General features: G+C 60.2%; 21 protein-coding genes. 9 read left to right on the top strand and 12 right to left on the bottom strand.

All coding sequences use genetic code 11. The annotated features are described in order from the left end of the window. Positions 1-73: 73 nt before the first annotated feature. On the top strand, positions 74-553 hold the full coding sequence (locus ASF13_RS17555) for a hypothetical protein (protein WP_056239237.1): 480 nt from the start codon (positions 74-76) through the stop codon (positions 551-553). A 91-nt stretch (positions 554-644) separates the two neighbouring features. On the opposite strand, the gene ASF13_RS17550 is transcribed toward ASF13_RS17555, so the two are convergent. The 4 genes from ASF13_RS17550 to ASF13_RS17535 all read right to left on the bottom strand — a co-directional run bounded on the left by ASF13_RS17550 (position 645) and on the right by ASF13_RS17535 (position 4,922). Then, a complete protein-coding gene (locus ASF13_RS17550; RefSeq protein ID WP_056239235.1) occupies positions 645-1,892 on the bottom strand; it encodes a mechanosensitive ion channel family protein in 1,248 nt (415 codons plus the stop codon). Between the two features lie 101 nt (positions 1,893-1,993). Further along, positions 1,994-2,260: a hypothetical protein gene (locus ASF13_RS17545; RefSeq protein WP_056239232.1), complete on the bottom strand. Its 267-nt coding sequence runs from the start codon at positions 2,258-2,260 to the stop codon at positions 1,994-1,996. A gap of 10 nt (positions 2,261-2,270) precedes the next feature. After that, the gene (locus ASF13_RS17540) at positions 2,271-2,822 is read right to left on the bottom strand and encodes a hypothetical protein (protein ID WP_056239230.1); all 552 of its coding nucleotides are present in this window, start codon (positions 2,820-2,822) and stop codon (positions 2,271-2,273) included. Between the two features lie 177 nt (positions 2,823-2,999). After that, positions 3,000-4,922, bottom strand: a complete 1,923-nt coding sequence (locus ASF13_RS17535) for a methyl-accepting chemotaxis protein (RefSeq protein WP_056239228.1) — start codon at positions 4,920-4,922, stop codon at positions 3,000-3,002. Positions 4,923-5,262: 340 nt separating this feature from the next. On the opposite strand from ASF13_RS17535, the gene ASF13_RS17530 reads away from it, so the two are divergent. Next, entirely contained in the window at positions 5,263-6,495 is a 1,233-nt protein-coding gene (locus ASF13_RS17530; RefSeq protein ID WP_056239226.1) for an MFS transporter, read from the top strand. A gap of 269 nt (positions 6,496-6,764) precedes the next feature. Continuing rightward, positions 6,765-6,929, top strand: coding sequence for a hypothetical protein (locus tag ASF13_RS24800; RefSeq protein ID WP_200929793.1), 165 nt, complete (start codon positions 6,765-6,767; stop codon positions 6,927-6,929). Between the two features lie 104 nt (positions 6,930-7,033). Here ASF13_RS24800 and ASF13_RS17525 read toward each other — a convergent pair whose 3' ends face one another. From ASF13_RS17525 to ASF13_RS17510, 4 genes are all read right to left on the bottom strand, one after another. Next, positions 7,034-7,315 (bottom strand): hypothetical protein, encoded by a 282-nt coding sequence (locus ASF13_RS17525; RefSeq protein ID WP_056239733.1) that lies wholly within the window; start codon positions 7,313-7,315, stop codon positions 7,034-7,036. A gap of 304 nt (positions 7,316-7,619) precedes the next feature. Continuing rightward, positions 7,620-8,426, bottom strand: coding sequence for a hypothetical protein (locus ASF13_RS17520; RefSeq protein WP_056239222.1), 807 nt, complete (start codon positions 8,424-8,426; stop codon positions 7,620-7,622). 51 nt (positions 8,427-8,477) lie between these two features. Further along, positions 8,478-8,927 (bottom strand): universal stress protein, encoded by a 450-nt coding sequence (locus ASF13_RS17515; RefSeq protein WP_056239218.1) that lies wholly within the window; start codon positions 8,925-8,927, stop codon positions 8,478-8,480. A gap of 10 nt (positions 8,928-8,937) precedes the next feature. Then, positions 8,938-9,723, bottom strand: coding sequence for an IclR family transcriptional regulator (locus ASF13_RS17510; RefSeq protein WP_056239215.1), 786 nt, complete (start codon positions 9,721-9,723; stop codon positions 8,938-8,940). 162 nt (positions 9,724-9,885) lie between these two features. Between ASF13_RS17510 and ASF13_RS17505 the strand changes: the two genes are divergently transcribed. Genes ASF13_RS17505 through ypdK form a run of 3 tightly spaced genes read left to right on the top strand, consistent with a single transcriptional unit; the run spans position 9,886 to position 12,786 of the window. Next, the gene (locus ASF13_RS17505) at positions 9,886-11,490 is read left to right on the top strand and encodes an MFS transporter (RefSeq protein ID WP_056239211.1); all 1,605 of its coding nucleotides are present in this window, start codon (positions 9,886-9,888) and stop codon (positions 11,488-11,490) included. 2 nt (positions 11,491-11,492) lie between these two features. After that, positions 11,493-12,521, top strand: coding sequence for an HlyD family secretion protein (locus ASF13_RS17500; protein WP_056239208.1), 1,029 nt, complete (start codon positions 11,493-11,495; stop codon positions 12,519-12,521). Between the two features lie 22 nt (positions 12,522-12,543). After that, entirely contained in the window at positions 12,544-12,786 is a 243-nt protein-coding gene (ypdK, locus tag ASF13_RS25390) for a membrane protein YpdK (protein WP_056239204.1), read from the top strand. A 45-nt stretch (positions 12,787-12,831) separates the two neighbouring features. Here ypdK and alaC read toward each other — a convergent pair whose 3' ends face one another. Beyond that, positions 12,832-14,067 (bottom strand): alanine transaminase, encoded by a 1,236-nt coding sequence (alaC, locus tag ASF13_RS17490; RefSeq protein WP_056239201.1) that lies wholly within the window; start codon positions 14,065-14,067, stop codon positions 12,832-12,834. 119 nt (positions 14,068-14,186) lie between these two features. Beyond that, the gene (locus ASF13_RS17485; protein ID WP_056239198.1) at positions 14,187-14,714 is read right to left on the bottom strand and encodes a GNAT family N-acetyltransferase; all 528 of its coding nucleotides are present in this window, start codon (positions 14,712-14,714) and stop codon (positions 14,187-14,189) included. Positions 14,715-14,821: 107 nt separating this feature from the next. Here ASF13_RS17485 and ASF13_RS24455 point away from each other — a divergent pair, with 107 nt between their 5' ends. The 3 genes from ASF13_RS24455 (at position 14,822) to ASF13_RS17475 (ending at position 17,525) form a co-directional block, all read left to right on the top strand. Then, positions 14,822-14,998 carry a hypothetical protein gene (locus ASF13_RS24455; protein WP_156365610.1) on the top strand — a complete coding sequence of 59 codons (177 nt, stop codon included), beginning with the start codon at positions 14,822-14,824 and terminating at the stop codon, positions 14,996-14,998. 99 nt (positions 14,999-15,097) lie between these two features. Beyond that, positions 15,098-16,783 (top strand): sensor histidine kinase, encoded by a 1,686-nt coding sequence (locus ASF13_RS17480; protein ID WP_056239729.1) that lies wholly within the window; start codon positions 15,098-15,100, stop codon positions 16,781-16,783. A 13-nt stretch (positions 16,784-16,796) separates the two neighbouring features. Next, positions 16,797-17,525 (top strand): LytTR family DNA-binding domain-containing protein, encoded by a 729-nt coding sequence (locus ASF13_RS17475; RefSeq protein WP_056239195.1) that lies wholly within the window; start codon positions 16,797-16,799, stop codon positions 17,523-17,525. Between the two features lie 24 nt (positions 17,526-17,549). On the opposite strand, the gene glk is transcribed toward ASF13_RS17475, so the two are convergent. After that, a complete protein-coding gene (glk, locus tag ASF13_RS17470; protein WP_056239193.1) occupies positions 17,550-18,515 on the bottom strand; it encodes a glucokinase in 966 nt (321 codons plus the stop codon). 71 nt (positions 18,516-18,586) lie between these two features. After that, the gene (locus ASF13_RS17465) at positions 18,587-20,242 is read right to left on the bottom strand and encodes an alpha-keto acid decarboxylase family protein (RefSeq protein ID WP_056239189.1); all 1,656 of its coding nucleotides are present in this window, start codon (positions 20,240-20,242) and stop codon (positions 18,587-18,589) included. Positions 20,243-20,321: the final 79 nt, after the last annotated feature.

Genomic DNA, 20,321 nt, shown 5'->3' with positions numbered 1-20,321 from the left:
GATATTGTCACCCGGGTTGATGCCAGGAGGGCGCCACATCACCTTCATCTATTAACGCAGGCGTTTACAGAACATGCAGCTGAGTACCCGTCAGGCACGTATTTACCGGTTAGCGTCACTGCTCGGCAGTGGCAAACCCGTCTCGGCAACCGCGATTTTAAACGATCTCGACTGTTCGGAACCGACCCTGACGCGGGCGTTGAAAGAGCTGCGCGACACCTGGTCGGCCGAGATCAGGTACAGCCGCGCCAGCCACACCTACCAGCTGACCGTCGCCGGGCAGCTGGATAAAAAGAACCTGCGGCGCATGACCGAAGCGCTGGAGGTGAACGCCCGGCTGAAGCAGAGCGAACAGGTCAGCCACGTGTCGCTGGATAAAGAGAAGAAAAAAGCCGTCTCGCTGTCGCTGCGCATGTCTGTGCTGCGTAAAATCGACCGCATCGTCCGGCTGAGCGAAACCACGCGCAGTGAGGCGGTAGAGATGCTGGTGGAGAGCGGCCTGGATGACCTGCTGAAGCGCCTGCAGGCGCAACAGCCGCCGCGCAGATCCTGATCTCAGGCTTGCCCCCCACCCTGCCGTTACCTGCCGCCGCCTGGCGGCGGGTAACGGCAGAACGGCAGGCCATTTACCCTATCCTCACCTGTTACTCCCCCTGCCGCAGCGCCGCCAGCGACCGCAGATCGCTGCCGGTCGGTGACTGGTGAATGCGCAGGCCAAACTCGTCGACCACCGCAAAGATATGGTCGAAGATATCCGCCTGAATGCTCTCATACTCCAGCCACACCACGGTGCTGGTAAAGGCATACACCTCCACCGGCAGCCCTTCTGCGCCCGGCGCCAGCTGGCGCACCATCAGCGTCATATCCTGGCGGATGCGCGGATGCTGACGTAAATAAGCGTTAAGGTAAGCGCGGAAGGTGCCGATATTGGTCATCCGCCGCTGGTTAAGCGCGGAATCATCCGCCTTGTTATCGACGTTCCAGCTGGCGATCTGCTCGCTGCGCTCGGCCAGATAGGGCTGCAGCAGCCGCGCACGGGTCAGCCGCTGCAGTTCATCTTCGGTGAGAAAACGAATGCTGGTGGTATCAATGTTGATACAGCGCTTAATGCGTCGCCCGCCGGAGGCCGACATGCCGCTCCAGTTTTTGAAGGCGTCGGAAACCAGCGCATAGGTCGGAATAGTGGTAATGGTGTTATCCCAGTTGCGCACCTTCACCGTGGTCAGGCCGATATCGGTCACCGCGCCGTCGGCACCGTATTTGGGCATCTCCAGCCAGTCGCCGAGCTTGAGCATGCTGTTCGCCGACAGCTGAATACCGGCCACCAGCCCGAGGATCGGGTCCTTAAACACCAGCATCAGCACCGCGGCCATCGCGCCCAGCCCGCTGATCAGGATCGCCGGTGATTTACCGATCAGCAGCGAGATAATCATAATGCCGAGCAGAATCGCGCTCAGCAGCTTTATCCCCTGAAACAGGCCCTTCAGCGGAAACTGTGAGGCAAAAGCAAAGCGGTGCGACAGGCCGAAGATTACATCCAGCAGCGAGAAAAAGGCCATCAGCGCGAAGACCATCACCCACAGCTGGGCACAGGTGGTGACGATCGCCGCCACGTCGCTGCCCGGCTGCAGCCACAGCAGCGCCTGCACGTTGACAATCACCCCCTGCAGGGTAAACGCCAGCCGCTGGAACAGCTTATTGCCGGTAATCACCTGCAGCCAGAGATGGCTGCTGGCGGCGGCGCGCTTCTCGAAGGTGCGCAGCACCACGCGGTGCAGGATCAGGTGAACCAGCAGCGCGGTGAACAGGATGATGCCAAAGATAACCAGCGGCGAGGTGGTCGGGGTCAGCACGATACCGACGTGCCCGAGGAGTGATTCCAGATGCTGCATGATGCCTCCATAATTTCCAGCGAGGAGGAATGATGCCCAATGATAGCCGGGGGTTCAAGCCTGACGGCCTGCGGGATCGCTGGCCGCCAGGCGAACGACGGCTAAAATAAACGTTTCAGCGCCTCCATCAGCACCTGTTTCAGCGGTTTTCGCGGCCCGCGCTGCGCCTTTTTCAGCGCCTTCTGTTCTTTCTCCCACGCCAGCAGGTCTTTATAGTTACCTAACAGGCCTGACTTTTTGTGGTGAGAAATGGGTTTTTTGAATTCGCCAAGATAACCACGGGCGATAGCCGGCAATAACGTACGCTTGCCGCCATTATCAAGATCGAGAAAACTGTTAGTTTCGTCAAGCTTTTCAGGGATAGACATAACCAATTCCTCAGGCAATATTGATAAAATAGATGAAAACAGCAAAAACAATAAACCCACAGCCGGTAAAAATCATATCATTAAATGCTTTTCCGACCAGTAACGACTTCGCGTTATATTGAACCTCAACGTCTTTAATCACTGCTGAGTACCAGTTAATCAGTAATGAAAGAGTACGCTCCCGATCTTCATTATGAAAATCATCATCCACCTCTTCAAGAGGAAATTCGGCCCGATTGGCGGATGCAACAGCTCTGAATACATAAGACCAGGCGCTGCAAAGAGTAACGAAGGCCACGCCTGCTGCCGTCAGTGCAGCGGCCTGCGCGGGTGAAGGAGCCACATGCAGAAGGACCCCGGTGTTATAGCGGATAATAATCACAAATACCGTGACAAAAATGCTCAGTGATGAAAAAAGCTTAAGCACGTTGCTCTCAAGATTTTTTAACGTCTCAAGAACATCCTGATAACGACTCGTCTTATATTGATACAGAAGAGTGGCACGGGCAATCTTCTCCTCATATTCATCAATAATGTTACTGACGCGGTTAACCTCTTCCATCCTTCACCTCAGTGCGCTAAAAAGCCACCCTACCACCCGCACTGATTTTTCAAACCCGAAAAAAAATTATTTACGACACTGCACGCAAAATAGATTTTGATTTTCACCGATTGCATAAAAAACCCCGCTATTACGCGGGGATGTTATTAATACAGGTTACTCATTTATCCAACCTGTTTACGCGACTTTAAATACCGCGATATCCTCTGCCAGCTGTGAGGCTTCGGCGTGCAGCGCGTGGGTATTTTCCGCGGTCTGGTTAATCAGCATCAGGTTTTGCTGATTGCTGCGCTCCATCTGCGAGACCGCCAGCGTGACTTCGGCGATGCCTTTGCTCTGCTCGTCGCCGGCGATGCGAATTTCGCCCACCGCCTCTTTCACCTTATGCACGTCCTTCACCAGGTCGGCCAGCTGGCGGCCCGCCCCCTCCACCAGCCGGCTGCCGGTCAGCACGTTGCCGTCAGACTGACCAATCAGCGCCTTGATCTCATGGGCGGCCGTGGCGCTGCGCTGGGCCAGCGCTCTGACCTCGGCGGCCACCACCGCAAAGCCGCGCCCCTGTTCGCCGGCGCGGGCGGCTTCCACCGCCGCGTTCAGCGCCAGGATATTGGTCTGGAAGGCGATACCGTCAATCACGCTGAGGATCTCGCCCACCTGACCGGAGGAGGTCCTGATGGTTTCCATGGTATCGATCAGCTGACGCATCGCTTCGCTGCTGGTCTGCGCGATCGCCGCCGTCTGCTCGGTGAACTCATCCGCCAGCCGGGCGTTAACCGCATTCTGCTGTACGGTGGCGTTCAGCTGCTCCATCGCCGCTGCGCTCTGCTCCAGCGCGGCCGCCTGGGCGCTGATTTTATCGGTCAGCTCCTGGTTACTCAGCTCCAGCCCGCTGGCGTTGTGCGCAACGTGCAGGCCGCTGGCCTGGACCCGCACGATTACCCCGGCGATCTTATCGACAAACTGGTTGAATGAGTCGGCTATCTGCGCGATCTCATCGTTACCGCGGGTATCCAGCCGGCGGGTCAGATCGCCGTCGCCGTGGGCGATATCGTCCAGCGCCTGACGGGTCGACTCCAGCCGTTGCGACATCTTACGGGCGATAAACCACGAGGCCAGCAGCAGCAGCAACATCGCCGGGATCAGCAGCATAAAAATATCCTGCATGATGTTGCGCGACAGCGCCGTCACCTGCCGTTCGGGCGTGACCAGGCCAATCACCCAGCCGGTGCCCGGCATGCGGAACAGCGTCAGCTGGCTCTGCTGACCGAGGTAGCCATCCTGCAGAGCGTTGATGATGGCAGGCGTCGCCGCCAGCGACGGCAGCGCCCTGGCCACCGGCTCCAGCCAGCGCTGCTGCTGCACCAGCGTGCTGAACTTACCCAGCTCGCCCGCTTTTACCCCAGGGAACCAGAGCACGTTACCTGCGGCATCCAGCGCAAAGGCGTAACCGCCGGTGACGCCGCCGCTCTGCTGCATAAAGGCGGAGAGGTTATCCAGCAGCACGTCCAGCGTGGCGACGCCGGCAAACTTGCCCGCCTGCTGCCAGGGCACGCTGCAGGTAACCATATTGACCTTTGAGACCGGGTCCTGGTAAACCTCAGACCAGCTGCAGCGATTGGCGGCGGCCTGGCGGCCAGCGGTGTACCAGCTCTCCTGGTGGTAGCTGCTGGCGGCCGGGTCGTTGTAGCCGTCGGAGTAGTCGAGGGTACCGGCCGGGTTACGCGCCCAGAAGAAGCTGCGGCGCTCCACGCCGGCCGTAAAGGCGGCGGGCTCCGGCCAGATGCCACCGCCGGCAATATTTTTATCGCCGCTGCTGTTAATCAGCCCCGGCAGCAGCTGCCTGACCAGCGCCTCATCGTGCGGCACCGCCTCAGCCAGCCGAGCAAGGCTCACCGCTTCCCCCTCAATCCGCAGCAGCTGCTGGTTAAGCTGGCCGACGATGTTCTGCCCGCTCTGCTCAATCAACCGGTTGCTGGCATCGGTAACCCGCGGCTGACCGCGCAGCACCATCGCCAGCCAGACAATAAGCAGGGTCAGCAGCAGCATCAGAACCCCGCCTGCAGTTAATTTCCCTGATAAACGAACCGGCACCCACGACATAATGATTTCCTTGCTAATGAAAGTGAAAACACCCGATCAGAGATAAGTAAAAGGCTTATAAGTTGTTGTAATGGCCTTTTGCGCAGCGCCTTATGCGCAATCTGCAAAAGAGATCATCGGCCGGGGGTGGGGAAAGCTTTAGCTTTTTCAATAAATTGATGCAGATCAAACTATTACCCACAGGCTGCGGTAGCGAAAAAAACGGTCAATGTCATTCATGGTGCCAAATATGCATTTCATTCCCTCACCACGGCATTTCATGCCGTCTGCAGCCGTCCGCGGCAAGCGGCGTTTTATCATGGCCCCAGTGAAGTTTTTTAATTTTCCCCGGGAGAAACCCATGAGTCGATCAACCCCACGCCCTGGCAGCCACCGCACCCGCTGGTTTACCCTGTGCGGCACCATCATCACCCAGTTTGCGCTGGGTTCGGTGTACACCTGGAGCCTGTTTAACGGCCAGCTGTCGCAGAAGCTGGACTCCACGGTCAGCCAGGTGGCGCTGGCCTTTGGCCTGCTGAGCCTCGGCCTGGCCGTCGCCTCTTCGCTGGCCGGCAAGCTGCAGGAACGTTTTGGCGTGCGTAACGTCACTATCGGGGCCGGGGTGCTGATGGCGATCGGCCTGATGCTGACCTCCCAGGCAAATAGTCTGTGGATGCTCTATATCAGCGCCGGGGTACTGGTAGGGCTGGCCGACGGTGCGGGGTATCTGATGACGCTCTCCAACTGCGTGAAGTGGTTCCCGGAACGCAAAGGGATGATCTCCGCCTGCGCTATCGGTGCCTACGGTCTTGGCAGCCTCGGCTTTAAGTTTATCTGCAGCTATCTGCTCAGCGTTTTCAGCCTGGAGACCACCTTTATGATCTGGGGCGCGATGGCGATGACCCTGATCGTTTGCGGCGCGCTGCTGATGACCGAAGCACCGAAGCTGAAGGCCAGCACCAGCCTGGCACATACCGCACGGGATTACTCGCTGGCCGAGTCGGTGCGCACCCCGCAGTACTGGATGCTGGCGCTGATGTTCCTGACCGCCTGCATGAGCGGCCTGTATGTGATCGGCGTAGCGAAGGATATTGGTGAAAGCCTGGTGCACCTGAGCGCCGCTACTGCCGCCAGCGCGGTGACCATTATCGCCATTGCCAACCTCAGCGGCCGCCTGGTGCTCGGGGTTCTGTCAGATAAGATGGCGCGTATCCGGGTGATCAGCATTGCGCAGGTGGTGTCGCTGGCCGGGATGAGCATCCTGCTGTTCGGCCAGATGAATGAAACGCGCTTCTTTATCGCCGTGGCCTGCGTGGCGTTCAGCTTTGGCGGCACCATTACCGTTTACCCTTCCCTGGTCAGTGACTTCTTTGGCCTGAATAATCTGACTAAAAACTACGGCCTGCTCTACCTCGGGTTTGGTATCGGCAGCGTGCTCGGCTCGCTGATCGCCTCGCTGTTTGGCGGCTTTACGGTCACCTTCAGCCTGATTATGGCGCTGCTGGTAATCTCACTGCTGATGTCTGCCACCATCCGCCTGCCGCATAAACCGGTGGAGGAGCGTGCTGAATTGCAGCATGCCCGCGCTCAGTAATTTTCCCGCCCGCATCGTTTACGGTGCGGGCTTATTTCGTCCTGCGGCATAAAGGGTTTTAGTTGACGACCGCTGATATTTGGGATTATTCTCACCACCGGCTCACTGCTTTCATCTTATTCTTATTCAACAATCCTACCTTTCCTTTTCAATGCCCTTCTGCTGAATTATTTTGAAATACCTTTTCCAGTAACTCGACATTCGCTGCATTATTCCTCCACTTTCCTGGCGTAATCTTGTATTCATTGCAAAAGCGCAGGAGAAGTATCATGAAAAATATAATCAAAGCGACCTCTGTTCTGGCACTGGTAGTGATGCTCAGCGGCTGTATTGTTGCCCCGCCTCACCACGGCGGCGGTGGCGGCTGGCACGGCGGTGGCTGGCACGGGGGCGGACATCATGGTGGTGGCCCGCGCGGCGGCTGGCACCGCTAAGGATTTCCGGGTGAGTCATTCACCCGACGCGGGCAAAGCCTGCACACGGCAATAATAAAAAAAGCAGTAAAAAATTGGGCGGGGATTTCCCCGCCCTGCTTATTTTAACTTTTTATCTGATAGTTGCACTGATACCAGGCTTTCATCAGCCCGGGCACGTTGCTCTCTTGTGGATTCAGCGCTTCAACCTTATCAAACCCGCGGTCGCTGCAATAACGTTCAACGTCCTGCGTCATCGCCGTACGATTCACCTTCTGCGGGTCAAAACGATACTGCACGGTATTTACCGCCGGATCTTCATCCACTTTTTCAAATGCGCCGGGCTTACTGGCGGTACAACCGCTGAGTAATAACAGTGCCAGCGCGGACGTAATACATTTTTTCATCATGGCTCCCCTCTTGCAGTGCAACATGATAACAACCCGGTCTTCTGCGCCTATCAGACAATGGCCTATTTGCACTCCTTTACCTTTAACCGGCGTGGCACGCACGCGGCAATCCGCCCTGTGCCGGATAAAAGATAAGCAATGCAAAATTTTACCGATGGAATTGATACGGGAAGACGTTTAGCGTTATCCGCGCTGCGGTGCGACTATGCACTCAGACATCGCGAGTTGTCTGCACAACACCAAGGTTTGTTACTAAAATTAGACTGTTTTATGCCCGCGGCGAGCGGGCTTTTTTTTGGAATCAACTACCTGTTCCACTAATAATTATACGTAAAACACTGGCAGCATCTTTACCAGGAAGTGCCAGAACCGACTGATAAAGGTCGATAGTCATATCGCATAACTTACCCCGATCCACATCCGCTTCCGCCGGTGCGTTCAGCGTTTGCAGATCGCTGCCCCAGCGCGCATAGAGTTTTGCCACCACCGTCTGCAGCTGGCTGCGCCCCAGCGACGCATCGAAAGGTTGCCCAGCCTGGCTGTTAGCCAGCAGGCTGTCCATTGCCCGCATCTCCCGGGCCACCAGCCCGGCGGGTAACACCTCCGCCACGCTGACGCCTCCCTCAACCTGCGGGAACAGGTAACGGAAGCACAGCCCGGAGCCGGACTGTTTAAACTGCTGCATCTCCTCCAGCACCACCTGCATATAGCGCAGCAGATCTTCATCACGCGCGTCGTTGACGCGCTGGTTCAGCAACTCGGCCATCAGCGGACGCAGGCCGTCAGTCGCCTGTTTCTCCTGCACCCCGGCGCGCAGCTGGCTGACCAGCTGCTCGTTCGCCTGCTGCCAAAGCGCAGGCTGCTGTACTTTGATAATCCGCCACACCGGCTGCGTGGCAAGCCGCGCCTGCGCATCGGCGATCGCGACGGCCCGCTGCTGCTGGGGCTGCAGCCAGCCGTAAAACAGCAGATTACCCGCCAGTAGCGGTAACACCGCCAGCAGCAGCGCCGCGATACGGCTTATTCTGGCGCGTTTCAGCAGCCAGAACACCAGCAGCAGCCAGATTGCCGCACTGAGGAGTGAAACGGGGATTGCGTAATGATTCACAAAAAATATCCTGAGCCGGGCCGCCGTTTGGGCAGGCCCGGAGAGTGAGGGTTAGTCCGCGCGGACGTCAATCAGCACCGGGCAGCCGGCGCGTTCGATCACCGCCGCGCTGCACGAGCCTTTTAACAGGCGGTTAAACGGCGAGAGGTGGCGGCGGCCCATGATAATCATCGTTGCATCAAGCAGCCGCGCCTGCGCGACGATAGTATCCGCAGACTCACCGGCGACCACGCGACCACGGGCGTTGATCCCGGCGCGCTGCAGTTCGGCCAGCGCACCACGCACCACCGATTCAGCGGTGTTCTGCTCGTCCTGGGCCAGGCTGAAGTCGCCGGGATCTTCACCGGCTTCAATTTCGTTGATGCCGCTAACCGCATAGCTGGCATCCACGCAGCACAGCACGACCACCCTCGCCTGCTGCGCCAGCGCCTGTTCAGCCGCCAGCGACACCACCTTGCGCACCGCCGGCGAATTATCAACGGCGACCAGTAACGTTTTCATATCCCTCTCCTTAATCCCGTAAAGCGGCTTTGCCGATTTCGTCAATCAGCGCCAGTTTGCATTTGAGAATTTCGGCGCGGTTACGCGCTTCATGCTGCGCGAAACGCGCGCCGGGGATCAGCAGGCTGATGGAAAAGCGCCCGAGGATGGTATCGATGGCCACCGCCATGGTGGAGATACCTTCCAGCGTTTCGCCGCGGTCATAGGCCAGACCGGTACGGCGGATTTCCGCCAGGTGAGCGGTAAGCGCCGGGAAGTCGCGCACCGTCAGGTCGGTCATCGCCTCGTAGGCTTCACCAACCAGCTGACGCGCGGCGGCGTCATCTTCCAGCGCCAGCAGCGCCCGGCCACCGGAGGTGCTGTACAGGGGCAGATTCATGCCGATACGCGGCACCACCCGCAGTTCGCGGTCGGCGACCACGTAATGCACGATCGCCAGCTGCAGGCCGCTGGCCCTGGCCAGCGACACCGTTTCGCCGGTAGCATCAGAGAGCGCCTGCAGCCACGGCTGGGCAATGGCCACCACGTCGGTATGCACGCTGGCAATCAGGCGCAGCAGCGCCGGGCCGAGACGCACGCCACCGGCAGTACCGTTGCTGCGCACCAGCTGCACCGAATCCAGCGCGCTGACGATGCGCTGCACGGTGGAACGCGGTAAATCAACTTCCTGAGCGATCTCACCGAGGCTCATGCCGTTCGGTGTCGCGCCCAGCGCATCAAGAATTCTGGCCGCGCGGCTGATGACCTGAATTCCACTGGTCTTATCATCATCGCGGCACTGTGCAGATTCAGCCATAAAAAAGTCTCTTTCCTTGCTATCGCAGCCCACTTTACCACTAAATGCACGTCCGGACACGCTGTACCACATTGCAATACAGCGAATCACGCTGTAATATTCACGACCAATGTACCACGATGCAATACATTGCATCGATAATGAAAATTTCGGAGTCCTGCTATGAATCCCCAGCCCGCGGTGCTGCCGCCGCCGCATCCCTTTTCGCTTCGCCTGGCGCTGGGGCTGGTCGGCGTGCTGATGGCGACGCTCTGTTCCGGCTTAAACGATCGCGTCACCGACATTGCTCTGGCCGATATCCGTGCGGCGATCGGCATCGACTATGACGCCGGCAGCTGGATCACCTCGGCCTACCAGGCCGCCGAAGTGGCGATGATGATGCTGGCACCCTGGCTGGCGGTGACCTTTTCCCTGCGCCGTTTTACGCTGGTAATCACGCTGGCATTTGCGCTGCTGGCCGCGCTGCAGCCGCTGGTGGTTAACCCGACGCTGTTTATCGGCCTGCGGGTGGTGCAGGGTCTGTCTGGCGGCGCGCTGCCGCCGATGCTGATGACGGTCGCCCTGCGCTTTCTGCCGCCGACCATCAAGCTGTATGGCCTGGCGGCCTATGCGCTGACCGCCACCTTCGGCCCGAATATGGCCACTTCGCTGGCGGCGCTGTGGACCGACTCGGTCGGCTGGCAGTTCACTTTCTGGCAGGTGATCCCGCCGTGCCTGATTGCCGCGCTGCTGGTCGGCTGGGGCATCCCGCAGGACCCATTGCGGCTGGAGCGCTTTCGTCAGGCCGACTGGCTGGGCGCGCTGACCGGCTGCAGCGGCATCGCCCTGCTGGTGTTGTCACTCACCCAGGGGGAGCGGCTGGAGTGGTGGGATTCGCCGCTGATTAGCGGCATGTTGCTGGCCTCGCTGGCGCTGCTGCTGGTGTTCTTTATTAACGAATGGTTCCACCCGCTGCCGCTGTTTAAGCTGCAGATGCTGGCGCGGAAAAATCTCACCCACGGCCTGCTGGTGCTGGCCGGGGTGCTGATGGTGTCGCTGTCCGGTTCTGCGCTGCCTTCCGCCTATTTTGGCCAGGTGGCCGGCTTCCGCAGCGCGGAGTTTGCCCCACTGGCGCTGACCATTGGCCTGCCGCAGCTGCTGATTGCGCCGCTGGTGGCGTCGCTGCTCAATCTGCGCTGGATCGACTGTCGCTGGGTGCTGACCGCCGGTGCCGGGCTGATAATCCTCTCCTGCCTGCTGGGCAGCCAGCTGACCGGCGACTGGGCGCGGCAGAACTTCTGGCTGATCCAGAGCCTGCAGGCCTTTGGCCAGCCGATGCTGATCCTGCCGGTGCTGATGAGCGCCACCAGCGTGGTACAGCCGCCGGAAGGGCCGTTTGCGTCGGCGATGTTTAACACCGTGCGCGGTTTTTCCAGCGTGGCGGCCGGCAGCCTGGTGGAGAACTTTCTCAGCCATCGCGAGAAATTTCACTCGCAGGTGCTGGTCGACGGACTGGGTAACCGCCCGTGGCTGCTGACCGCCGCAGACGCCAACAGCGCCAGCGCGCTGCGGCCGCTGCTGGCCGACGGGTCGGTGAGCTCCGCGGAAAACCTTGGCCACTTCAGCACGCTGCTCAGGCACCAGGCGACGATCCTTAGCATCAGCGACGCCTATCTGATGATTATCGGCTTCGCGCTGCTGCTGGTGCTGCTGACCGCCTGGCTGCCGAAGCGCGTCTGGCCGCCACAAACCCTTTTATCCCCCGTTATGCCATCCGCGAGAACATAATAATGAGCTTTACACCTGCGAAACGCACCGCCCTCCTCGTTCTGTTACTGCTGATTTTGCTGGCGGCCGCGTGGTGGGTCTGGCTCGCCGTCAACCGTCACAGCTACCGCACCGATGATGCGGTGGTCAGCGCCGACTACACGCTGGTGGCACCGAAAATCTCCGGCTATATCCGTGAGGTCAACGTGCGTGATAACCAGCAGGTACAGGCCGGTGACGTGCTGGCCACGCTGGACGATCGCGACTACCGCGTGGCGCTGGAAACCGCCGAAGCCAGCCTGCAGGTCAGCGAGGCGAAGCTGAGCAGCGTGCAGGCGCAGCTGGAACAGCAGCAGGCGAGCATCGCCCAGGCGGAAGCGGCGGTCAGCGCCAGCCAGGCCTCGCTGAGCTATGCCGGGCAAAACGCGGCGCGCTACCGTCAGCTGTTGAAAAGCGGCACCGCCACCGCCGATGAGCAGCAGAAATCCAGTTCGACCATGCTCAGCGCCGCCGCCCAGGTGAAGCAGTATCAGGCCGCCGCGCTGGCCGCCCGTAAAGAGGTGGCGGTGCTGCAGGCCAGCCTGAAGCAGGCGCAGGCGGATATCGCCGTCTCGACCGCCAGCGTCGACCAGGCCAGACTTAACCTCTCCTATACGCGCATTACCGCGCCGATCGCCGGTACCGTCGGCCAGCGCGCGCTGCGTCAGGGAGCGTGGGTGTCGGCCGGTACGCGGATGCTGGCGGTGGTGCCATTGCAGCAGAGCTACGTGCTGGCAAACTTCCTTGAAACCCAGCTGGCGCACGTCAGCCAGGGGCAGCCGGTTAGCATCATCGTGGATGCGCTGCCGGGGGTGACCCTGCGTGGTCATGTGGACAGCATCGCGCCGGCCACCGGTTCGACGTTTGCCGCTATTACCGCCGACAACGCCACCGGGAATTACACCAAAGTGGTTCAGCGGCTGCCGGTAAAAATCGTTCTGGATCAAGGGCAAGCCGATCTGGCCCGGCTGCGCGTGGGGATGTCGGTGGTGCCTGAATTAGAGATGCCATAAATGTGATAAAGATCGCAGCAAGATGATCTTTATTTTGCAAGGGTTTGCGGGTAGATTAGCCGACGATCCTGCCGTGAGTTACTCACGGCGACCCGATCCCGCTACCGTGGTGCTCTGCCCGGCCGGGATCGATTCTGTTCGCGTTACGCAGGTCCGGGATCGCCATTGCCGTAACCGCGCAGAGGAGCAGTACGTGAAATACGCGATGATGGGGATCTCTTTTATCCTGTTTATCTGGGCAGGAACATTTTACCTGATGCTGTAGCAGGTAAAACGGCGGGGCAAGCCGTGGCCTGCCCCGCAACGTTTCTCAGCCCTCTTCCGCGCCCGGTTTTGCCACCGGCGGGGCAATGCCGTCGTCTCGAAACATCGCCTTAATTCCTCTGACCGCCTGACGAATGCGATCGCTGTTTTCAATCAGCGCAAAGCGCACGTGGGTGTCGCCATAATCACCGAAGCCGATGCCCGGCGAAACGCAGACTTTGGCCTTCTCCAGCAGCAGTTTGGCGAACTCCAGCGAGCCCATCTGCGCATAGCGATCGGGGATTTTCGCCCAGACGTACATTGAGGCTTTCGGGTTATCCACCATCCAGCCCGCCTCATGCAGCCCTTTCACCAGCACGTCACGGCGGCGCTTGTACTGCTCGGCGATATCACGCACGCACTGCTGATCGCCCTCCAGCGCGGCGATCGCCGCCACCTGCAGCGGTGTAAAGGTGCCGTAGTCGTGATAGCTTTTGATGCGTGCCAGCGCCGCCACCAGCTCTTTGTTACCGACCATAAAGCCGATACGCCAGCCGGCCATATTGTAGCTTTTCGACAGGGTAAAGAACTCCACCGCCACGTCGCGCGCCCCCGGCACCTCCATAATCGACGGCGCTTTCCAGCCATCGTAAACGATGTCGGCATAGGCAAGGTCGTGGATCACCAGCACGTTGTACTGCTTCGCCAGCGCGATCACCCGCTCGAAGAAGTCCAGCTCCACGCACTGCGCGGTCGGGTTAGACGGGAAGCCGAGGATCATCATTTTCGGCTTGGGATAACTTTCGCGGATCGCCCGTTCCAGCTCGTTGAAGAAGTCCACGCCGGCCACCAGCGGCACCGAACGCACCTGTGCCCCGGCGATCACCGCGCCGTAAATATGAATCGGATAGCTGGGGTTCGGCACCAGTACCGTATCACCGTGATCCAGCGTGGCCAGCATCAGGTGCGCCAGCCCCTCTTTCGAGCCGATGGTGACGATCGCTTCCGATTCCGGGTCGATCTCCACCTGGTAGCGATCGGCGTACCAGCGCGAGATCGCCCGGCGCAGGCGCGGAATGCCGCGCGAGGTTGAGTAGCCGTGGGTGTCGTCACGCTGCGCCACCGCGCAGAGCTTCTCCACGATGTGCGGCGGCGTCGGGCCGTCCGGGTTACCCATGCTGAAATCGATAATATCTTCGCCGCGTCGGCGCGCGGCCATTTTCAGTTCGGCGGTGATGTTAAATACGTAAGGGGGCAGGCGTTCAATACGGGAAAAACGGCGAGCGGAGCTGTTATCAGCCATAGTTATTTTCTCTCTTAACGTTAGCGCCCGGACCATCCGAGCGACGCTGACCACTGCGGTGGTCGAGCAATGAACATAACCGGAGAACGGAACCGCTGTCGAGAGGCTGATTAAAATTTTTATTCGCCGGGATTGATGCGTCCGAACAGCCAGTCGTTGACCCAGCGGCCGCGCAGCAGGTAGTTATCACGCAGCGTGCCTTCCAGTTCAAAACCGTTTTTTTCCAGCACCCGGCGTGATGCCCTGTTGCCCTCCACCACCTGCGCCTTGAGCTTGTGAAACTCACAGTCGGCAAACAGCCAGCGGCTCACCACCCCCAGTGCTTCCGTGCCGTAGCCCTGGCCAAAGGCGTCGCTGCACAGGGTGTAGCCGATCTCTGCCTGGCGGTACGGTGCCCACTCGGCGGTAACGCCGATCATCCCCAGCGACCGCCCGTCCTGCCGCCGACGGATGACGAGGCACAGCATATGAAAACTGGTCACCTGCCAGGGTGCCAGCCGGTCCTGGAATCGCTGACGAATATCCGCCAGCTGCGGTACGGCGCTGATAAATTCCATGCACACCGGATCAGAGTGGATCTGCAGGAACAGCGGCCAGTCTGTCGGCTGCATCAGGCTCAGAGTCAGTCGTTCACTGTTCAGCTGCATTTTTTGCTCACTAAAAGGGGAAGTCTCAACGAAAATGCCTCTCTATTACCTGCCGCTTTTCGTCGTGTAGTGGACCATCATCGCAGATAACTTCGCGAAGAACGACCATGACCCGTCTCAGAATCGACAATATTCCGGACGCGATTCGACCGATCGCCGCGCGGCTGCGCAGGGCGCTGCCGGAGCATGTTCAGATCTTTCAACCGGCCAGCAGCTGGACGACGTGGCGGACGATTTTGAGACGGATTTTCACGGCCGCCTTACGCCAGCCGATCTTACGGTGACGGGAGAACGGCAGATGAAGTAGCGGATTACGCTGGCTTTCCCTATCATAGGCCTATTCTGTTCCGCCAGCCGAGACGCCCGTGCATTCGATGTTTGAGATGTTGCTCGCCGTGTTTGATCGCGCAGCGCTGATGCTAATCTGCCTGTTTTTTATCACCCGCACCCGCCATTTTCGTCAGCTGTTGCAAAAGGAGGAGCACTCCCGTCAGGAGCTGGCGGCGGTCACCGCCATCTTCTCGCTGTTCGCGCTGTTCAGCACCTGGACCGGCGTCAACGTCGACGGCTCGCTGCTCAACGTGCGCACCATCGCCATTATGTCCGGCGGCATTCTGTTCGGCCCCTGGGTCGGCATCGCCACCGGGGTGATTGCCGGCACCCACCGTTTCCTGATCGACATCCACGGCGTCACCTCGGTGCCCTGCCTGATTACCAGCATCACCGCCGGCATTATTTCCGGCTGGATCAACCTTAAGGTGCTCAGGGAGCAGCGCTGGACCGTGGGTATTCTCGGCGGCATGCTGTGCGAATCGCTGACCATGCTGCTGATCGTGCTGTGGGCGACGCCGACCTCGCTGGGGGTGGCGATCGTCAGCGATATTGCGCTGCCGATGATCCTCGGCACCACCAGCATCGGCATTATCGTGCTGCTGGTGCAGAGCGTGGAGGGAGAGCGCGAGGCGATAGCCGCCCGCCAGGCCAAACTGGCGCTGGATATCGCCAATAAAACCCTGCCGCTGTTTCGTCAGGTCAACAGCCAGTCGCTGAGCCAGATTTGCGCCATTATCCGCGAGGATATTCACGCCGACGCGGTAGCGATGACCAGTAAAGAGCAGATCCTCGCCTACGTCGGCGTCGGCGAGGAAAATTACCATAACGGCGATGACGGCATCAGCCCGACCACCGCCACGGCGATCGCCGAGGGTAAAATCATCATTAAGAACAATGATGAGGCGCACCGCACGCCGGAAATCCACTCGATGATCGTCATCCCGCTGTGGGAAAAAGGCGAAGTGACCGGCACGCTGAAAATCTACTACCGCCACGCGCACCGTATCACCTGGTCACTGAAGGAGATGGCGGTCGGGCTGTCGCAGATTATCTCCACCCAGCTGGAGGTCTCCCGCGCCGAACAGCTGCGGGAAATGGCCAATAAAGCCGAGCTGCGCGCGCTGCAGAGCAAGATTAACCCGCACTTCCTGTTTAACGCGCTGAACGCAATTTCCGCCTCGATCCGCCTCAATCCGGACACCGCCCGCCAGCTGATCACCAATCTGTCACGTTATCTGCGCTATAACCTTGAGCTGAATGACGATGAGATAATCGATATCAAGAAAGAGCTGTATCAGGTGATGGATTATATCGCCATTGAGCAGGCGCGCTTCGGCGACAAGCTGTCGGTATTTTACGATATTGAAGAGGACGTCAGCTGCTCGCTGCCCAGTCTGCTGATCCAGCCGCTGATTGAGAACGCCATCGTGCACGGCATCCACCCCTGCCGCGGCAAAGGCGTGGTGACGCTCGGCATCAACGACCTCGGCGATCGGGTGCGGATTACCGTGCGCGATACCGGCAACGGCATCAGCGAAGAGGTGATGGCGCGCGTGAGAAACAACGAGCTGCCCGGCAATAAAATCGGCCTGCTTAACGTTCACCACCGGGTCCGCCTGTTATATGGCGAGGGGCTGTCCATTCAGCGCCTGAATCCCGGTACCGAAATTTCCTTCTGCGTGAGTAAAAACGGCGACCTGCTGCCGGGAAACCCACGCGTAACGCTGTCGGTCTGAGGCGGATAAACATATGAAAGCGATTATCGTTGAGGATGAGTTCCTCGCCCAGCAGGAGTTGAGCTGGCTGGTGCGCCAGCACAGCCAGATCGAGATTGTCGCCACCTTTGACGACGGGCTGGAGGTGCTGAAGTACCTGCAGACCCACCAGGTGGACGTGATTTTTCTCGACATCAACATTCCGTCGCTGGACGGCATGCTGCTGGCACAAAATATCAGCAAGTTTGCCAGTAAACCGCTGATCGTGTTCATTACCGCCTACAAAGAGCATGCGGTGGACGCCTTTGAGCTGGAGGCGTTTGACTACATACTGAAGCCGTATCACGAGATGCGCATCATCACCCTGCTGCGCAAGCTGGAGAGCCACAGCCAGCAGCATCCGCCGCTGAGCAGCGCGGCGTCACGCCCGGCGGCGCACACCGTCAATCTGGTGAAGGATGAGCGGATTATCGTTACCGATATCAATGATATCTACTACGTGGAAGCCCATGAGAAGCTGACGTTTGTCTATACGCGGCGGGAAGAGTATGTGATGTCGGTGAATATCAGCGAGTTTTGCAGCCGGCTGCCGGAAGCGGAATTCTTCCGCTGCCACCGCTCGTACTGCGTCAATATCAGCAAGATCCGCGAGATCGAACCCTGGTTTAACAGCACCTATATCCTCAAGCTTCGCGACCTGGAGTTTCAGGTGCCGGTCAGCCGCAGCAAGGTGAAAGCCTTCCGCCAGCTGATGCGCCTGTAGCGCAGCGGCTGGCGAAGCTTAGGCTTACAGCACGCGGCCCAGCGCCTGGCGCAGGTGCGCACCGGCGCCCAGCAGGCCCGGCTGATCGTGGGTGATCAGGTACACCGGGATATCGGCAACGTACGCTTTAAAACGCCCTTTATCTTCAAAGGCCGCGCGGAAGCCGGAGGCCTTAAAGAATTCGAGGAAGCGCGGCACGATGCCACCGGCGATATAGACGCCGCCGAAGGTGCCAAGGTTCAGCGCCAGGTTGCCGCCGAAGCGCCCCATAATCACGCAGAACATCGCCAGCGCGCGGCGGCAGTCGGTGCAGCTGTCGGCCAGCGCGCGTTCGGTAACGTCGCGCGGCTTCAGCGGTTCCGGCACCCGGTCATCGGATTTGACGATCGCCCGGTAGAGGTTAACCAGCCCGCCGCCCGACAGAATGCGTTCGGCGGAGACGTGGCCCAGCTCGCCGCGCAGCACTTCCAGAATCTGGTCTTCTTCTTCACTGTTGGCAGCGAAGTCAACGTGGCCGCCCTCGCCCGGCAGGCTGACCCAGCGCTGGTCAACGTGAACCAGATGCGCCACCCCCAGCCCGGTACCGGCACCGTAAATCGCTACCGGCTTGTCTTTGACCGGCGCGCCGCCGCCGAACTGCAGCAGATCGTCGGCAGACAGCATCGGCACCGCCATCGAAACGGCGGTGAAGTCGTTGATGATCTCCAGCTGATGCAGGCCAAGGTTGCCCTGCATCTCGCGGGTGGAGAAGCTCCAGTCATGGTTGGTCATCTCAACCCGATCGCCGGTAATCGGGCAGGCGATAGCGATGCACGCCTCGCGGATCTCCAGCTTCTGCTCGTCCAGGAACGTGCGGATCACCGCCTCCAGACTGGCGTAATCAGAGGTTGAAAAAGTTTTGGCCTGTGAAATGGCCCCGGTTTCGATCTCGCACAGCGCGAGACGCGCGTTGGTGCCGCCGACGTCGCCGACTAGGGCAAACTGCGTCATGGTGGTTTAGCTCCGCTGAAAAGAATGAGCGTTACTATAAGTATCTGCAGGCAAAACAACAACTGCCGCCCTCACTCCACGCTGTTACGCTGCTCCAGCGACTGCGTCACCGCCGCCAGCAGCGGCGGAACATCCTGCTGCGGCAGCACCACCTCAATCAGTGACAGGCGCGAGGCATCCGCAATCTGTTCCAGCACGCCGTGCAGCTGCACGCCCTGGGTCACCCGCCAGCACTGCGCCTGGCTGCCGAGCTGCATCGCCTGCGGCAGGCGCGTCCAGTCCCAGCCGGGGATGTCGTTGTAGCGCTGTTCGGCACCGTGGATCGCCCGTTCGACGGTGTAGCCGTCGTTATTCAGCACGAAGATCAGCGGGTGCAGCCCGTCGCGCTGCATGCTGCCCAGCTCCTGGATGGTCAGCTGGGCGGCCCCGTCACCGATAATCAGGATCGTACGGCGCCCGCTGTCGGCCGTCTGCGCGCCAAAGGCGGCGGGCAGCGTGTAACCGATCGATCCCCACAGCGTCTGTACCACCAGCCGCGCCTCCGCCGGCAGACGCAGCGCCGCCGCGCCAAACGCGGCGGTGCCCTGATCGGCCAGCAGGATATCGCCGGGGCGCAGGAAGGCCTGTATCGCCTGCCAGAACCCCCGCTGGGTCAGGTCGTCCGCGTCCTCCTGCTCCATCTCCGGCGGGGCAATAATCTGCCGCTGCCACCCGCTGCCGTACCGCAGCGCCAGCCGGTGCAGCTCCGCCAGCGCCTGCGCCATCGGGATGCCGCTGAACTCGCGGCCGGCGACCTGGCTGCTGAACAGGCCAACGTCGATATTTTTTTCCACGGGGATCTGCTGGGTGAAACCGGCGGTGATGGTATCGGTGTACTTAACGCCGACGGTGATAATCACCTCGCTCTGTTCAATCACCTCGCGGGTGGCCGGGGCGCTGCAGCGGCCGGCATAGGTGCCGGCAAAGCCGTACAGCGACTCCGGCAGCACGCTTTTGCCCATCAGCAGGGTGGCAAACGGCATCGGCACCTCGCTCAGCCAGGCGCTGAGCCGCTCGCGCTGCTGCGCCCGGTCGGCGAGAAAGTCGGCCAGCAGGGAAACGCGTTGAGCGGCGGCCAGTTGCCGCTCTGCCGCCACGCTAAAAGCCTGCAGCTGTTCGCTATCCACGCTCTGAGCGCGATCCAGCGGCGTTACCGGCGGCAGGATGCGGCTGGCCGCTACGTTGGTCGCCAGCAGCAGGTAGACCGGGCGGCGCTCGCGCAGGGCGCAGACCAGCACCCGGTCAATTTCCGCCGCAGCGTTGTCGGCGGTCAGCACGCTGCTGGCGACCACCACCTCCTGATGCATACGCAGAAAGTGGCGGAAGTCGCCGTCGCCCAGCGTGTGGTGCAGCAGTTCCGCGCTGCGCTGCGAGGCCTGCGCCGGGGCACCGACAATGTGCACCACCGGCAGATACTCGGCGTAGCTGCCGGCCACGCCGTTCAGCGCGCTCAGCTCCCCCACGCCGAAGGTGGTCAACAGGGCCCCTGCGCCGCGGCAGCGGGCGTAACCGTCTGCCGCGTAGGCGGCGTTCAGCTCGTTGGCACAGCCGACCCACGCCAGCTGCGGATGCGCAATCACGTGATCGAGAAACTGCAGGTTGTAGTCACCGGGCACGCCAAACAGATGATCGATGCCGATCTCATTCAGGCGGGCCAGCAGATAGTCGCTAACGGTATAGCTGTTCATCGCACACTCTCCGGTTGAGCTAACGCTTTGAGTATCTGCGATAATCAGACCTCTGGCCGCAATCGAACGTGCGACAGCC

Origin of the sequence: Erwinia sp. Leaf53 (genome assembly GCF_001422605.1) — a bacterium.
Classification (GTDB): Bacteria; Pseudomonadota; Gammaproteobacteria; order Enterobacterales; family Enterobacteriaceae; genus Erwinia.
This window is presented reverse-complemented; position numbering and strand designations above follow the sequence as displayed.

Excerpts from the sequence above, each read along its gene's own strand:
- ASF13_RS17550 (WP_056239235.1), bottom strand. The coding sequence starts at position 1,892 with ATGCAGCATCTGGAATCACTCCTCGGGCACGTCGGTATCGTGCTGACC.
- ASF13_RS17480 (WP_056239729.1), top strand. The coding sequence starts at position 15,098 with ATGTTGCTCGCCGTGTTTGATCGCGCAGCGCTGATGCTAATCTGCCTG.
- ASF13_RS17545 (WP_056239232.1), bottom strand. The coding sequence starts at position 2,260 with ATGTCTATCCCTGAAAAGCTTGACGAAACTAACAGTTTTCTCGATCTT.
- ASF13_RS17500 (WP_056239208.1), top strand. The coding sequence starts at position 11,493 with ATGAGCTTTACACCTGCGAAACGCACCGCCCTCCTCGTTCTGTTACTG.
- ASF13_RS17540 (WP_056239230.1), bottom strand. The coding sequence starts at position 2,822 with ATGGAAGAGGTTAACCGCGTCAGTAACATTATTGATGAATATGAGGAG.
- ypdK (WP_056239204.1), top strand. The coding sequence starts at position 12,544 with ATGATCTTTATTTTGCAAGGGTTTGCGGGTAGATTAGCCGACGATCCT.
- ASF13_RS24455 (WP_156365610.1), top strand. The coding sequence starts at position 14,822 with ATGACCCGTCTCAGAATCGACAATATTCCGGACGCGATTCGACCGATC.
- ASF13_RS17535 (WP_056239228.1), bottom strand. The coding sequence starts at position 4,922 with ATGTCGTGGGTGCCGGTTCGTTTATCAGGGAAATTAACTGCAGGCGGG.
- ASF13_RS17505 (WP_056239211.1), top strand. The coding sequence starts at position 9,886 with ATGAATCCCCAGCCCGCGGTGCTGCCGCCGCCGCATCCCTTTTCGCTT.
- ASF13_RS17530 (WP_056239226.1), top strand. The coding sequence starts at position 5,263 with ATGAGTCGATCAACCCCACGCCCTGGCAGCCACCGCACCCGCTGGTTT.
- glk (WP_056239193.1), bottom strand. The coding sequence starts at position 18,515 with ATGACGCAGTTTGCCCTAGTCGGCGACGTCGGCGGCACCAACGCGCGT.
- ASF13_RS17475 (WP_056239195.1), top strand. The coding sequence starts at position 16,797 with ATGAAAGCGATTATCGTTGAGGATGAGTTCCTCGCCCAGCAGGAGTTG.
- ASF13_RS17465 (WP_056239189.1), bottom strand. The coding sequence starts at position 20,242 with ATGAACAGCTATACCGTTAGCGACTATCTGCTGGCCCGCCTGAATGAG.
- ASF13_RS17525 (WP_056239733.1), bottom strand. The coding sequence starts at position 7,315 with ATGAAAAAATGTATTACGTCCGCGCTGGCACTGTTATTACTCAGCGGT.
- ASF13_RS17515 (WP_056239218.1), bottom strand. The coding sequence starts at position 8,927 with ATGAAAACGTTACTGGTCGCCGTTGATAATTCGCCGGCGGTGCGCAAG.
- ASF13_RS17510 (WP_056239215.1), bottom strand. The coding sequence starts at position 9,723 with ATGGCTGAATCTGCACAGTGCCGCGATGATGATAAGACCAGTGGAATT.
- ASF13_RS17555 (WP_056239237.1), top strand. The coding sequence starts at position 74 with ATGCAGCTGAGTACCCGTCAGGCACGTATTTACCGGTTAGCGTCACTG.
- ASF13_RS24800 (WP_200929793.1), top strand. The coding sequence starts at position 6,765 with ATGAAAAATATAATCAAAGCGACCTCTGTTCTGGCACTGGTAGTGATG.
- alaC (WP_056239201.1), bottom strand. The coding sequence starts at position 14,067 with ATGGCTGATAACAGCTCCGCTCGCCGTTTTTCCCGTATTGAACGCCTG.
- ASF13_RS17485 (WP_056239198.1), bottom strand. The coding sequence starts at position 14,714 with ATGCAGCTGAACAGTGAACGACTGACTCTGAGCCTGATGCAGCCGACA.